This is a genomic window from Lysobacter arenosi, from assembly GCF_016613475.2.
Taxonomy (GTDB): Bacteria; Pseudomonadota; Gammaproteobacteria; order Xanthomonadales; family Xanthomonadaceae; genus Lysobacter_J; species Lysobacter_J arenosi.
This window is the reverse complement of the sequence record NZ_CP071517.1, coordinates 1,234,974-1,247,970: the sequence shown is the minus strand read 5'-3', so window position 1 is coordinate 1,247,970 and position 12,997 is coordinate 1,234,974. Positions and strand designations below refer to the sequence as shown.

Sequence of the window (12,997 nt, the reverse complement as noted above, 5' to 3'; positions counted from 1 at the left end):
AGCCCCGATGTCCCCACACACGCCCCAAGGCAGCCATCGTCGTCGCCCGCTGGCGCAAAGGCTGCAGTGGCTGCTGCGCGAGCACCATGCGCTGCACGACCCCGCCCAGGAGTCCCGCAACCGCCTGCGCTGGCTGCCGGAAGTGCGGCGTTGGCAGGCGTTGCGGTTGGAGGCCAGCTTCGATCGCTTCCTCAGCGATCCCAGGCGCCGACCGGCGGCCCAGTTCTTCCTGAGTGACGTCTACAACGACCACGATTTCAGCCGCCGCGATGCCGACATCGCCAAGGTCCTGCCGATGATGCAGCGCCTGCTCCCGACCGGCCTGCTGGAGACGGTGGCCGATGCGATCGAACTGGGGCTGCTGACCCACGCCTTCGACCTGCGCATGGCCGGGGTGCTGCAGGAGATCGGCGGGCAGCGGCGCAAGCTCGATGCCGAACTGTATGCGCGGGCTTACCGCGAGGCGGGACTGCCGCGTTTGCGCTCGCACCAGATCGACCTGATCGCCCGTGTCGGGCTGGGCCTGGGCAGTGCATTGCGGCTGCCGGGTATCTCGATGCTGCTCAAGCTTTCACACGGCCCGGCGAAGGCGGCCGGCGTGTCGGAGCTGCAGGGGTTCCTGGAACGTGGCTTTGAGGCCTTCTCGAAGCTGGGCGACGTGCGCAGCTTCATCGCCGAGATCGAGGAGGACGAGCGCGCGGTGTCCAGGCGCCTGTTCGCAGGCGAGCCGGACCCGTTCCGCGGCCAGATAGCCTGACCGCTCAGAGCTTCAGGCGAAGCGTTCGTCGAGCACGCGCTTGATCTCGGCCTCGATCGGGCCCTTCATCGTGCTCAGCAGGAAGCCCAGCTTCGCCGTCACGTGAAGTTCTTCGGGCTCCAGCGCGATGTGGCCATCGACGCCGCTGCGGTTGAAGTTGAGGACGTCGCCGGCCCAGGCGTACTCCATGCCGAAACGCTCGGACAGTTTCTCGGCCACTTCCTGCACGGCCTGGCGGGCCTGCTCGGGCGAGAGCGAATGGGCGTGGTGGATATCGATGTTCGACATGTCTGGTCCTCCGAAGTGGCGGTATTGTGCGGGGCACGCCCCCCTGCTTCCAAGTGTGTGACGCATGCTAGATTGCGCGGGCGTGAATTCCCTAAGACTGCGATTCCAGAACCGAGAACATGCCGACCTGGCGCTGAGCCCGGGCGTGCATGCCATTGGCTACGACAGCCAGGGCGCGCTGCGCCCGGGCTCGATCGATGCTGCCCTGGTGCAGTTCTGCGTGGACCGCCGTGGCGTCTGGTTGCAGGTGCGTGAAGGCGCACGCGGCCTTCACGTCAACGGCCGCCCGGTGCGGCGGATGGCGATGCTGCGCGTCGGCGACGCGATCTTCGTCGACGGCATCGAGCTGTTGCTGCTTGCGGCCGACCCGCTGCCTGCACCGGTCGATTACGGATTCTCCGGTGGCGCCGACACGCGGATGCTGCTGCGAGGGGTGGGCGGCCCGCACCACGGCCGCAGCTTCACCCTCGACCGGCCGCGCACCGTCGGCCGCGCCGGCGAGTGCGACATCCGCATCAACGAAGCCTCGTTCGTCGACCGCCACGCCCGCCTCGAAGCCCATGCCGATGGCGTTGTGCTGCGCGACCTGGGTTCGGTGGAAGGCACCATCGTCAATGGTCGTCCCGTGCGCCATGCGCTGCTGCAGCCGGGCGACCAGGTCGTGTTCGGCAACCAGCACCGTTTCGTCGTCGAGGCCCCGGTGCAGCGCATCGCCGGCGTCGAAGCATCGGCGCCGGCACCGTCACGGCCTGTGCTGGTCGAGGAGCCGCGGGCTCCGTCGACCTTGCCGCAGTCGGTGCGGCGCATGCCGTGGCTGCTGTTGGCGGCGCTGCTGATCGCCGCCGCGCTCAGCCTGCTGTTGCTGTACGGCGCGCGTTGATCGCCCGCAGCTTCTTCCAGCCGCGCCAGCCCAGCAGCACCGCCAGGATGCCGGCATACAGCGCCGGTTCGCGGATGTCGGATTTCACCAGCCACCAGAAGTGCAGCACCGCCAGCACGGCGATGACATAGACCAGCTGATGCAGGCGGGCCCAGTTGCGGCCGAGCCGGCGGATCGCCGCCTGGGTCGAGGTGATCGCCAACGGCAGCAGCAACAGCCACGCCGCGAAACCGACGGTGATGTAGGGGCGTTTGACGATCTCCTCGAAGATCTGCGTCCAGTAGCCGCGCAGGTCGAGCACCAGGTAGGCGGTCAGGTGCAGCGTCGCGTAGGCGAAGACATACAGCCCGAGCATGCGACGAAAGCGCAGCAGCGCCGGCTGGTTGGTCAGTTGCCGCAGCGGCGTGATCGCCAGGGTGATCATCAGGAACCGCAACGCCCACAGGCCGAGCCGGTGTTCGATGGCCGCCACCGGGTCGGCGCCGAGGCCACCGCTGCCGGTGAGGAACTCGTCGCGGATCTGCCAGGCCAGGATCGCCGCCGGCGTCAGCGCCAGCAGGTGCACCAGGGACTTGCTGGCGAACAGGGCGCGCGGGCCGGGTCGCCACACTTTCATGCCAGCCACGTCGTCAGAACCACTTCTTCAGGTCGAGACCGGTGTACATGCCGGCCACCTGGTCGGCATAGCCGTTGAACAGGCGCGTGGGAATGCGCTCGGCGAAGAGCTTGCTGGTGGTACCGGCGATGCGGCGCTCGGTCTTCTGGCTCCAGCGCGGATGGTCGACGTTCGGGTTGACGTTGGAGAAGAAGCCGTACTCGCTGGGTTGGAGCTCGTGCCAGGCGGTCTCCGGCATCTTCTCGACGAAGTCGATGGCGACGATCGACTTGATTGATTTGAAGCCGTACTTCCACGGCGTCACCAGTCGCAGCGGCGCACCGTTCTGCTGCAGCAGCGGCTTGCCGTAGATGCCGGTGGCCAATAGCGACAGCGGGTTCATGGCTTCGTCGATGCGCAGACCCTCCCGGTACGGCCAGTCGATCGAGCGGTAGGCGACGCCCGGCATCTGCTTGGGGTCGGCCAGGGTGGTGAAGGCGACGAACTTGGCTTGCGAGGTCGGTTCGAAACGCTTGAGCACCGCCGCCAGCGGCACGCCCAGCCACGGGATCACCATCGACCAGCCTTCTACGCAGCGCAGTCGATAGACACGCTCCTCGGGAGTGAGGCCCTTGATCAGGTCGTCGAGCGAGACTGTGCCGGGTTTGGCGCAATGGCCGCCGACGGCAACCGACCACGGACGCGTGCGCAGCGTGCGCGCGGCCTTCGACGGGTCCGCCTTGCCGGTGCCGAACTCGTAGAAGTTGTTGTAAGTGGTGATGTCTTCGAACCGCGTCAGCGGTTCGTCGGTGCGGAAACCCGAGCGCGCCTGCGCCGGCGTGATCGCCGTTTTCGGCGGCGGCGGAGGCTCGGCCTCCGAGCAGCCGGGCAGGGCCAGCGCCGGCACCGCGGCGAACGCGGCGAGGAACTGCCGGCGTTCGCGGTAAACCGCTTCGTCGGTGATTTGCGATGAGGGGATCTTCAGTGCGTCACGCAGCGACATGTCCAACTCCGGATGATGCGTCGGTGCGCGAGGGGGGAGCGCGCCGTCCACTGACTATAGAGGGAGGCAGCGAGGGAAAAGTTGCGTGGGAAACCATGAATCCGCTACCTGTTGCAGTGCGGCATACTTGGCCGCCCAGCCCCACCACCCCTTCCTGACTGGAGCGTTCATGTCCCGCGCCTTCAATTTCGCCGCCGGCCCCGCGACCCTGCCCGAGCCGGTGCTGCGACAGGCCCAGGAAGAGCTGATGGATTGGCACGGCGTGGGCGCTTCGATCGTCGAGCTCAGCCATCGCGGTCCGGAATTCATGGAGGTCGCCGCCCAGGCCGAAGCTGACCTGCGCCGGCTGGTCTCGATTCCGGACGACTATGCGGTGCTGTTCCTGCAGGGCGGGGCGACGGCGCAGCAGGCACTGATGGCGCTCAACTTCACTTCGCCGGGCCAGCGCGTCGACTACGTGGTCACCGGCCACTGGGGCAAGACCGCGCTGAAGCAGGTGCGGCCGTACTGCGATGTCAACGTGGCCGCCGATGGCGAACCGGGTGGGTTCCGCGACATTCCCGGTCGCGAGACGTGGAAGCTTTCGCCCGATGCCGCCTACGTCCACTACACCGCCAACGAAACCATCCATGGCGTCGAGTTCCACGACATTCCCGACGTCGGCGAGGTCCCGCTGTTTGCCGACTTCAGCTCCTCGATCGCGTCCGAGCCACTGGATGTGTCGCGCTTCGGGCTGATCTATGGCGGCGCGCAGAAGAACCTGGGCCCGGTCGGTGTCGCGGTGGTGATCGTGCGTCGCGACCTGCTCGAGCGTGCCGGCCAGCCGCGCGCCGAGATCCTTGACTACCGCGCCCACCTCAAGGGCGACTCGATGCTCAACACGCCGCCGACCTGGAACTGGTACCTGGCCGGACTGGTGTTCAAGTGGATGCTGGCCGAAGGCGGCGTGGAGGAGTTCGCCCGTCGCAACGCCCGCAAAGCCGGCCTGCTGTATGACGTGATCGACCATTCCGGTGGCTTCTATCGAAATGATGTCGCGGTGGCTGCCCGTTCGCGCATGAACATTCCGTTCTTCCTGCACGATCCCTCCTTGGACGCGGCCTTCCTCGAGCGGGCCGCGCAGAACGGAATGATCTCGCTCAAGGGGCATCGCGTGCTTGGCGGCATGCGCGCGTCGATCTACAACGCGATGCCGGAAGCCGGCGTGCAGGCGCTGGCAACGTTCATGCGCGATTTCCAGCAGCGCAACGGCTGAAGAAACATCAGTCCCTCTCCCGCAGGCGGGAAAGGGGGGCAACCGAGGCAACCGAGGCAAACATCGAAATGAGCATTGGCAAGAAGACCCCGGCCAAGGCCGCGGCAAAGAAGGCACCGGCGAGGACCAAGGCCGCGACCGGCAAGGTCGCGAAGACCCCGGCCCCTGAAGGGCATGCAGCGCCGATTCCGGCCGACCTGCTCGCCCTGCGCGAGCGCATCGACGGCATCGACCGCCACATCCAGCAGTTGATCGCCGAACGCGCGCAGTTTGCCAACCAGGTCGGCAAGGCCAAGGGCAAGCTGGCCGCGGCCGTGGACTACTACCGCCCGGAGCGTGAGGCGCAGGTGCTGCGCCGCGTGGTCGATCGCAACGATGGCCCGCTCAACGATGAAGTGCTGGTGCGTCTGTTCCGCGAGATCATGTCGGCCTGCCTGGCCCAGCAGGAGCCGTTGAAGATCGGTTACCTCGGCCCGGAAGGCACGCATTCGCAGCAGGCGGTCTACAAGCACTTCGGCCACTCGATCCACGGCCTGCCGCTGGGCAGCATCGAAGAAGTGTTCCAGGAAGTGGAGGCCGGCCATGCCGACTTCGGCGTAGTGCCGGTGGAGAACTCCACGCAGGGCACGATCCAGTCGACGCTGGACATGTTCCTGACCTCCAAGCTGAAGATCTGCGGCGAAGTCGAGTTGCGCGTGCACCAGCACCTGCTTTCGCGCAGTGGTCGCATCGAGGACATCGAGCGGGTCTACTCGCACCCGCAGTCGTTCGCCCAGTGCAAGGCCTGGCTGCGCCAGTACCTGCCCAAGGCGGAGAAGATCGCGGTTGGCAGCAACGCCGAGGCCGCGCGCCGCGCGCGCAGTGCCGACGACGCTGCCGCCATCGCCGGCATCAGCGCGGCCAACGTCTATGGCCTCAAATCCATCGCCGGGCCGATCGAGGATCGTCCCGACAACACTACGCGCTTCCTCGTGCTCGGTCGCGAACTGTTCCCGACCTCGGGCAACGACCGCACGTCGCTGCTGGTGTTCATCAAGGACCAGCCCGGTGCGCTCCATCACGTGCTGGCGCCGTTCGCCCGTCACGGCCTGAGCATGAACCGCATCGAATCGCGTCCAGGTCACACCGGCCTGTGGCAGTACGCGTTCTTCATCGATGTCGGCGGCCACGTCCACGACGAGGCGATGCGCCGCGCGCTGGACGAGCTGGATGAGTACGCGCAGGAAGTGAAGGTGCTGGGTTCCTACCCGGTGGCGATCGCATGAGCCAGGCGGTTGGCCGCGACGGGCATGCACACGGCGAACACGCATTCGACGAGGCCTGGTTCGCATCGCGCGCCAGCGCTGGCGTGCAGCGGCTGCGCGCCTACGATCCAGGCCATGACCTGGTGGCGATGCGCAAGCGCTTGGGTGAGGCCAACCTGGTCGAGCTGGGCTCCAACGAGAATCCGTACGGCCCATCGCCGGCCGCGCGCGACGCCATCGTCGCCCAGCTCCAGGCGCTGCACCGGTATCCCGATCCGCTGGGCGCCGATCTCAAGCGCGCACTGGCAGCAAAGCACGGCGTCGACATTGCGCAGATCCTGCTCGGCAACGGCTCGCACGAACTGCTGATGCAACTGGGCCAGGTGTTCGCTGGTCCCGGCGATGAAGTCGTCTGCTCGCGGTATGGCTTTGCGGTGTTCGCGCTGGCGACCCAGGCCGCCGGCGCCACCCTGCGCATGGTCGATGCGCTGCCCGGCGACGACGCCACGATGCCGCTGGGGCATGACCTCGACGCGATCGCCAAGGCCGTTTCGGCCAGGACCAAGCTGGTGTTCCTGGCCAATCCGAACAACCCGACCGGCACGTGGTTTGGCCGGCAGGCCCTCGCCACGTTCCTGGCGCAGGTGCCCGATGAAGTCATCGTGGTGATGGACGAGGCGTACGCCGAGATGGCCGATGCCGACGCCGATGCCGCCAGCGCACTGCCGCTGCTCGGCGCGCACCCGAACCTGTTGCTGACGCGCACCTTCAGCAAAGCCTATGGATTGGCTGGTTTGCGCGTGGGTTACCTGATTGGCGCGCCCGGACTGGTCGCGGTGATGGAGCGCCTGCGCGAGAGTTTCAATGTCAATGGACCGGCGCTGGCGGCCTGCGAAGCGGCGCTGGGGGATGAAGAACACTTGCACATGGCCTGCGCCCGCAATGCCGAACAGCGCGCGGCGCTGGCGGCGCAGCTGGGCCAGCGTGGCCTGCGCGTTTATCCCTCGCAGACGAATTTCCTGCTGGTCGAGTTCGGCCCGCGCACCGCACGGATCGAAGCCGACCTGGTGGCGCGCGGTGTGGTGCTGCGTCCGATGGGCGGCTACGGATTGCCGCACTGCCTGCGGATCACCGTCGGCACGGTCGACGAGAACCGGCGCCTGCTGGCGGCACTGGACGAGGTGCTGGCATGAGTGTGGCGACCGGCGCGACGCGACAGGACTGGATCGCCCATGCCGGGAAGCCCCTGCGCGGCAGCATCCGTGTTCCCGGCGACAAGTCGGTCTCGCACCGGGCGATCATGCTCGCCGCCCTGGCCGAGGGCACCACCCGCATCAGCGGTTTCCTCGAAGGCGAGGACACGCGGGCCACGGCGCGCGTGTTCGAGCAACTCGGCGTGCGCATCCTCACGCCCAGCGCCAGCGAGCGCATCGTCCACGGCGTCGGTCTGCATGGGTTGCGCGGCAGCGAGGCCGTACTCGACTGCGGCAATGCCGGCACCGGCATGCGCCTGCTGGCCGGCGTGCTGGCGGGGCAGGCCTTCGACAGCGTGCTGGTTGGCGACGCCTCCTTGTCGAAGCGACCGATGCGCCGCGTGATCGACCCGCTGGCGAAGATGGGCGCGGTGATCGGCTCGGAGGGCGACGGTTTGCCGCCGCTGCGGATCCAGGGCGCCGCAACCCTGCACGGCATCGATTACACGCTGCCGGTCGCCAGCGCCTAGGTGAAGTCGGCGCTGCTGCTGGCTGGCCTGTATGCCGATGGCGAGACGATCGTGCACGAGCCGCACCCGACCCGGGATTACACCGAACGCATGCTGGCCGCGTTCGGTTGGCCGATCGAGTTCGCGCCCGGCTATGCCCGTCTGCAGGGCGGGCACCGCCTGCGCGCCACGGATGTGGCGGTCCCGGCCGACTTTTCTTCGGCGGCATTCTTCCTGGTGGCCGCCAGCATCATTCCCGGCTCGGAGCTTCGCCTCGAGGCGGTCGGCATGAACCCGCGCCGTACCGGTCTGCTGACCGCGCTGCGCCGCATGGGCGCGGACATCCGCGAGGAGAACGCCAGCGAGCAGGGCGGCGAACCGGTGGCCGACCTGGTCGTCCGGCACGCGCCGCTGCACGGCATCGAGGTGGCCGGCGACCTGGCGCCAGACATGATCGACGAGTTCCCGGCGCTGTTCGTGGCCGCCGCGTGCGCGCAGGGCAATACCACGATCCGCGATGCCGCCGAACTGCGGGTCAAGGAGTCCGATCGCATCGCCACCATGGCGCAGGGCCTGCGGGCGCTGGGCATCGAGGTCGAGGAGCATCCGGACGGCGCGACCATCGTGCCCGGGCCGATAGGGCCGGGCACGGTCGACAGCCACGGTGACCACCGCATCGCCATGAGCTTTGCCGTGGCCGCGCAGCGGGCCCGGGGCGAGGTCCGGATCCTGGACGTAGCCAACGTGGCAACCTCGTTTCCAGGCTTCGACACCCTCGCCGCCAAAGCGGGCATCTGGTTGGGGGCGGCGCACTGAATTAGACTCAGGCATGTCTTGTCCGTGCCCACGAATCGACGCTTGTGTCCCACCAGACTTTTGACACGGACATGCGCGGCCGCCGTGGCCGCAGGTCGGTACCCGTGCGGCCTCTGATCGAGGTCGACGTGACCCCGCGCCTGTTGCGGGTCGCGTTGTGCAGCCTGGGCTTCCTGGCGTTCTTCGCCATGACCGATTTCGACCTGTACATGCGGCCGGAATTCGGGGCAGGGATGGCGCTGGTGGCGATGTTCTTTGCCGGGCGCACGCCGTGGCGCGAGCTTGCCGCGCTGCCGGTCGTGCGCTTGCTCGGGGGGTTCATCGCTTTCCTGATCGTGCACTCCTTCTATGCGACCTGGGTTGTCCCCCAGATCTCGTACGCCGACCAGTTGTCCACGGCGGCCAAGCTAGTGCGCCTGGGAGTGTTCGCCTGCGTGGTTGGCTGGTGGCTTTCGGTGTGCCCGCGAGCCATCCCGGGGTTGCTCGGGTTGATGGTGCTGGGTCTGCTGGTGGCCGTGCTGTACCACATGCCGTGGCACGCCCTGCCGGCGATCTGGGAAGGCCAGATGCGGCCGCGTTTCGGCATTCCCGAGAACCTCAGCGGGCAACTTGCCGCCGTCGGCGGCTGGCTGGCCCTGTGCCTGCTGATCGGTATCTGGCGCGACCACCCCCGCGGGCGCCGCCGCAACTGGCTGCTTGCCGTGGGGCTCGCCGCCTACGCCGGAAGCTTCTGCGTGCTGCTGTTTTCGCAGTCACGCGGGGCGTGGCTGGCCTTCCTGTCCGCCACGCCGCTGGCGATCCTGGGCTATTGGCTGACCCGGCGCCCGCGCGGGATGCGAACGCTGCCGTGGCAGCCCATCGTGCTCGGGGCGCTGATATCGGTGCTGCTCGTGCTTGGCGCGCGCGACATCTTCGCGATCCGGTTCGCTGGTGCCGAGCGCATCCTGCCTGCAGCCGAGCAGGCAGCGGAACTCGTCGCGCCTGCCGATCCTGCCAGGGCCGCCGAACCGCCGCGAATCAACCACGGTCCTTCGAAGGGATCCGCCGCTGCGTCGCCGCCGCGCGTCGCGGCGCCATCCGCGCCAACCGGCCCGACGTCAGGCGCAGAAGGCACTTCGACCCTCGACACGGCCATCCCCGGCAACAAGGCGATCGGCATTCGCGTGCGCCTTTACGAGCTGGGCGTCCAGAAGTTCAAGGAGCGCCCGTTACTCGGCTGGGGCCTGGACTCCACTCCCGCGCTGATCACATCGGCGCACCTGGACCTGGCCGGCGAGCGCCACGTCCACCTGCACAACTCGTACCTTGACGCGCTGGTCGGCATGGGGCTGGTCGGCTCGCTGCTGCTGTTGACGCTGTTCGTACTGGTGGTCCGCGAACTGGTCCTGGCGTGGCGCAGCGGCATCATTTCCACCGCCAGCTTCTGGGCGCTCGCCGGGTGCGTTGGCATCGTGCTGGTGGCCAATGCCTTCGATTCGCTGCTGTGGCGTTTCGAGTACGCGCGCGCGCCGCTGGAACTCCTGTTCGGCTGTTGCATCGCCTACGCGTTGATCCGGCGTCGCGACGCGACTGCCTGAGGCGTTTAGCCCGGTCAGCGCTGGGCGTCGAACCTGATCGGAACGATCACCGAGCCGCTGACCGGCTGACCGTTGCTCATCGCCGGACGGAAGCGCCAGCGGCGTACCGCATCGACCGCGGCGCGATCGAGGTACCGCGAGCCACTGCTGCCATCGACGCTGACCTGTGCCGGCACGCCGTCGGGGCCGATTTCGACCCGCAGGTTGACCGTGCCGCTTTCGCCGCGACGCAGCGCCTGTGCGGGATAGCGGGGGGATGGTGTCTGTCCCGCGACGGGTTCCGGACGGCTGGCCGCCACCGGGGTTGGCGCAGCAGCAGGCTGGGGCAGGGTCGGAGGCGGTGCCGGCGGCCCGGTCTCGACCAGCCGGGGTTGTTCGTCGCCTTCGGCAACATCCGCCCCCGGCGGCTTGGCCAGGCGGCTCGCGCCATCGCTACCGGCGGCGGGCAAGGGAGCGGGCAGGGGCGCGTATTGCGGGGATGCCGCCGTCGGAAGTGTCGTCCCGCCACGCTCGTTCCCACGGTCGCGTCCCAGCCCGAGCACCAGGGCGAACAGCAGCAGACCGGCGACGAATGCCATCAGCACCCACAACAGCGAGCGTCGGGCAGGCAGCCAGTCGGTCAGGGCGGACTGCCAGGAGCGTGTGGTGGAAGGACGCGGTGTCGCAGGAGCGGATAGGGACATGAGGCGTCCGTGTGGGTTTCTCAGCCGATTCTGACGAGCCTGGCGTTAATGATTCGGCAACCGGTCGCGGTGGGAGGCGGTTACACGCGATAATCGCGACCTCGATCACCCACGCCCCTGACAATGCTCGATCCGAACCTGTTGCGCCAAAACCCCGTCGAACTCGCGCAGCGCCTGCGCCAGAGCCGGGGCTACGACCTCGACGCCAGTGCGGTGGAAGCGCTGGAAGCCGAGCGCAAGCAGATCCAGATCCGCACCCAGGAGCTGCAGAACCTGCGCAATACCCGTTCCAAGGCGATCGGCATGGCCAAGGCCAAGGGCGAGGATGTCGCGCCGCTGATGGCCGAAGTCGCCGGTTTCGGCGACGAGCTCAAGGCCAGCGAGGCGCGCCTGGAAACCATCCGCGGCGAGATCGAGGCGATTGCGCTGACGATCCCCAATCTGCCGCACGAGTCGGTACCCGCCGGCCAGGACGAAAGCGACAACGTCGAGCAGCACCGCTGGGGCACGCCGCGCAAGTTCGACTTTGCGGTCAAGGACCACGTCGAACTGGGCGCGCGCAATGGCTGGCTCGACGGCGACACCGCCGCCAAGCTCAGCGGCGCGCGCTTCACCGTGTTGCGCGGGCAGCTCGCGCGCCTGCACCGGGCCCTGGCTCAGTTCATGCTCGACCTGCACACCAACGAGCACGGCTACCAGGAAACCAGCGTGCCGCTGCTGGTCAATGCCGACAGCATGCGCGGCACCGGCCAGTTGCCGAAGTTCGAGGATGACCTGTTCGCCACTTCGGTCGGTGACGGTGAGAGCGCGCACAAGCGCTACCTGATCCCGACCTCGGAAGTGCCGCTGACGAACATCGTCCGCGACGAGATCGTCGAGGCCGATGCCATGCCGTTGCGCATGACGGCGCATTCGATGTGCTTCCGCGCCGAAGCGGGCAGCCACGGCCGTGATACCCGCGGCATGATCCGCCAGCACCAGTTCGAGAAGGTCGAGCTGGTCACCATCGCCCAGCCGGAAGAGAGCTACGCCGAACACGACCGCATGACGCGCTGCGCCGAGGTGGTGCTCGAGAAGCTCGGCCTGCCGTACCGCCGGGTGCTGCTGTGCACCGGCGACATGGGCTTCGCCGCGACCAAGACCTACGATCTCGAAGTCTGGCTGCCGTCGCAGGACACCTACCGCGAGATTTCCTCGTGCTCCAACTGCGAGTCCTTCCAGGCGCGTCGCATGCAGGCGCGCTGGCGCAACCCGGCCACGGGCAAGCCGGAACTGGTGCATACCCTCAACGGCTCGGGCGTGGCCGTCGGCCGCGCGCTGATCGCGGTGATGGAGAACTACCAGAACGAGGACGGCTCGATCACCGTGCCCGAGATCCTGCGCCCGTACATGGGCGGTCAGGACCGCATCGCTTAAGCGATTACGGCCCGCAATGTGGGCCGCAATTCCCAAGAAACGGGCCCGCAATGCGGGCAGCCACTTCCAAAAAAACGGGCCCGCAATGCGGGCCCGTCGCGTTCCCGCGGCCCAAGCGGGGAGGGATGGGCCGGGAACGCCTAGTCAGACAGCCTGAATCAGGCGGCCTGTGCCAAAGGCGAACGGATGGACGCATGGGCAGCGGCCAGGGCGTCGGAACGGTGCTGGTCCGAGTAGGCCACGCCTTCGGCACGGACGATCTCCAGCTCGGTCACGCCGAGGAAGCCGAACACATGGCGCAGGTACGACTCCTGGAAGTCAGCCGGGCTGACGTCGCCATAGATGCCGCCGCGACCGCTGGCGATGATCACGCGCTTGCCACCGGCCAGGCCCTCCGGGCCGGCCTCGGTGTAACGGAAGGTGCGGCCGGCGACGGCGACCCGGTCAATCCACGCCTTCAGCGTCGAGGGGATGCCGAAGTTGTAAAACGGGGTGCCAATCACCACTACATCGGCATCGAGGAACTGCTGGATCACGGCTTCATTGGCGTCCGCCTCGGCCTGGTCGGCCTTGGCCAGGGCGCGGCCGGTCAGGTGCGGGATCGGGTCCGAGTCCAGGTCGCGGTATTCGACCGTCAGGTCGGCGTGCGATTCCTGCCAGCGCTTGACGATGGCAGCGCTGATCTCACGGGTGATGGAGTTTGCGCCCAGGGCGCTGGAGTCGAGGTGGAGCAGTTTCATGACGGGCCTCTGCAGCAGATTCGGCGGGAGTGCCGGGTTGG

The 12,997-nt window shown here is 67.9% G+C and carries 12 protein-coding genes and 1 pseudogene; 8 read left to right on the top strand and 5 right to left on the bottom strand.

The window, feature by feature from the left end:
- Window positions 1-7 precede the first annotated feature (7 nt).
- Window positions 8-757 (top strand): DUF8198 family protein, encoded by a 750-nt coding sequence (locus tag HIV01_RS05885; RefSeq protein ID WP_200605392.1) that lies wholly within the window; start codon window positions 8-10, stop codon window positions 755-757.
- A 12-nt stretch (window positions 758-769) separates the two neighbouring features.
- On the opposite strand, the gene HIV01_RS05880 is transcribed toward HIV01_RS05885, so the two are convergent.
- Complete coding sequence (locus HIV01_RS05880) at window positions 770-1,045, bottom strand: polyhydroxyalkanoic acid system family protein (protein WP_200605391.1); 276 nt, start codon at window positions 1,043-1,045, stop codon at window positions 770-772.
- Window positions 1,046-1,127: 82 nt separating this feature from the next.
- On the opposite strand from HIV01_RS05880, the gene HIV01_RS05875 reads away from it, so the two are divergent.
- The gene (locus HIV01_RS05875; protein WP_200605390.1) at window positions 1,128-1,925 is read left to right on the top strand and encodes an FHA domain-containing protein; all 798 of its coding nucleotides are present in this window, start codon (window positions 1,128-1,130) and stop codon (window positions 1,923-1,925) included.
- Here HIV01_RS05875 and msrQ read toward each other — a convergent pair.
- Both msrQ and msrP read right to left on the bottom strand, forming a co-directional pair.
- Window positions 1,894-2,541 carry a protein-methionine-sulfoxide reductase heme-binding subunit MsrQ gene (gene msrQ / locus HIV01_RS05870; RefSeq protein ID WP_200605389.1) on the bottom strand — a complete coding sequence of 216 codons (648 nt, stop codon included), beginning with the start codon at window positions 2,539-2,541 and terminating at the stop codon, window positions 1,894-1,896. The two genes, HIV01_RS05875 and msrQ, sit on opposite strands and share 32 nt — an antisense overlap.
- Window positions 2,542-2,554: 13 nt before the next feature.
- Window positions 2,555-3,523 carry a protein-methionine-sulfoxide reductase catalytic subunit MsrP gene (gene msrP, locus HIV01_RS05865; RefSeq protein WP_200605388.1) on the bottom strand — a complete coding sequence of 323 codons (969 nt, stop codon included), beginning with the start codon at window positions 3,521-3,523 and terminating at the stop codon, window positions 2,555-2,557.
- Between the two features lie 169 nt (window positions 3,524-3,692).
- Here msrP and serC point away from each other — a divergent pair, with 169 nt between their 5' ends.
- From serC to HIV01_RS05840, 5 genes and pseudogenes are all read left to right on the top strand, one after another.
- Window positions 3,693-4,778 (top strand): 3-phosphoserine/phosphohydroxythreonine transaminase, encoded by a 1,086-nt coding sequence (serC, locus tag HIV01_RS05860; protein WP_200605387.1) that lies wholly within the window; start codon window positions 3,693-3,695, stop codon window positions 4,776-4,778.
- 68 nt (window positions 4,779-4,846) lie between these two features.
- Window positions 4,847-6,043 (top strand): prephenate dehydratase, encoded by a 1,197-nt coding sequence (gene pheA / locus HIV01_RS05855; protein ID WP_200605386.1) that lies wholly within the window; start codon window positions 4,847-4,849, stop codon window positions 6,041-6,043.
- Window positions 6,040-7,215, top strand: a complete 1,176-nt coding sequence (hisC, locus tag HIV01_RS05850; RefSeq protein WP_200605385.1) for a histidinol-phosphate transaminase — start codon at window positions 6,040-6,042, stop codon at window positions 7,213-7,215. Before pheA ends, hisC begins: the two co-directional genes overlap by 4 nt.
- A pseudogene (aroA, locus tag HIV01_RS05845) lies at window positions 7,212-8,540 on the top strand (3-phosphoshikimate 1-carboxyvinyltransferase). Before hisC ends, aroA begins: the two are co-directional and overlap by 4 nt.
- A 104-nt stretch (window positions 8,541-8,644) precedes the next feature.
- Entirely contained in the window at window positions 8,645-10,117 is a 1,473-nt protein-coding gene (locus HIV01_RS05840) for an O-antigen ligase family protein (protein ID WP_200605383.1), read from the top strand.
- A gap of 14 nt (window positions 10,118-10,131) precedes the next feature.
- On the opposite strand, the gene HIV01_RS05835 is transcribed toward HIV01_RS05840, so the two are convergent.
- Window positions 10,132-10,800 carry an energy transducer TonB gene (locus HIV01_RS05835; RefSeq protein ID WP_200605382.1) on the bottom strand — a complete coding sequence of 223 codons (669 nt, stop codon included), beginning with the start codon at window positions 10,798-10,800 and terminating at the stop codon, window positions 10,132-10,134.
- A gap of 123 nt (window positions 10,801-10,923) precedes the next feature.
- Here HIV01_RS05835 and serS point away from each other — a divergent pair, with 123 nt between their 5' ends.
- Window positions 10,924-12,216, top strand: coding sequence for a serine--tRNA ligase (gene serS / locus HIV01_RS05830; protein ID WP_200605381.1), 1,293 nt, complete (start codon window positions 10,924-10,926; stop codon window positions 12,214-12,216).
- A 158-nt stretch (window positions 12,217-12,374) separates the two neighbouring features.
- Here serS and HIV01_RS05825 read toward each other — a convergent pair whose 3' ends face one another.
- Complete coding sequence (locus HIV01_RS05825) at window positions 12,375-12,956, bottom strand: FMN-dependent NADH-azoreductase (protein WP_200605380.1); 582 nt, start codon at window positions 12,954-12,956, stop codon at window positions 12,375-12,377.
- Between the last annotated feature and the right edge of the window lie 41 nt (window positions 12,957-12,997).

Bases quoted from the DNA above. Each gene is read 5' to 3' on its own strand.
- HIV01_RS05885 (WP_200605392.1), top strand. From the start codon at position 8: ATGTCCCCACACACGCCCCAAGGCAGCCATCGTCGTCGCCCGCTGGCG.
- HIV01_RS05880 (WP_200605391.1), bottom strand. From the start codon at position 1,045: ATGTCGAACATCGATATCCACCACGCCCATTCGCTCTCGCCCGAGCAG.
- msrQ (WP_200605389.1), bottom strand. From the start codon at position 2,541: ATGAAAGTGTGGCGACCCGGCCCGCGCGCCCTGTTCGCCAGCAAGTCC.
- msrP (WP_200605388.1), bottom strand. From the start codon at position 3,523: ATGTCGCTGCGTGACGCACTGAAGATCCCCTCATCGCAAATCACCGAC.
- serC (WP_200605387.1), top strand. From the start codon at position 3,693: ATGTCCCGCGCCTTCAATTTCGCCGCCGGCCCCGCGACCCTGCCCGAG.
- pheA (WP_200605386.1), top strand. From the start codon at position 4,847: ATGAGCATTGGCAAGAAGACCCCGGCCAAGGCCGCGGCAAAGAAGGCA.
- hisC (WP_200605385.1), top strand. From the start codon at position 6,040: ATGAGCCAGGCGGTTGGCCGCGACGGGCATGCACACGGCGAACACGCA.
- HIV01_RS05835 (WP_200605382.1), bottom strand. From the start codon at position 10,800: ATGTCCCTATCCGCTCCTGCGACACCGCGTCCTTCCACCACACGCTCC.
- serS (WP_200605381.1), top strand. From the start codon at position 10,924: ATGCTCGATCCGAACCTGTTGCGCCAAAACCCCGTCGAACTCGCGCAG.
- HIV01_RS05825 (WP_200605380.1), bottom strand. From the start codon at position 12,956: ATGAAACTGCTCCACCTCGACTCCAGCGCCCTGGGCGCAAACTCCATC.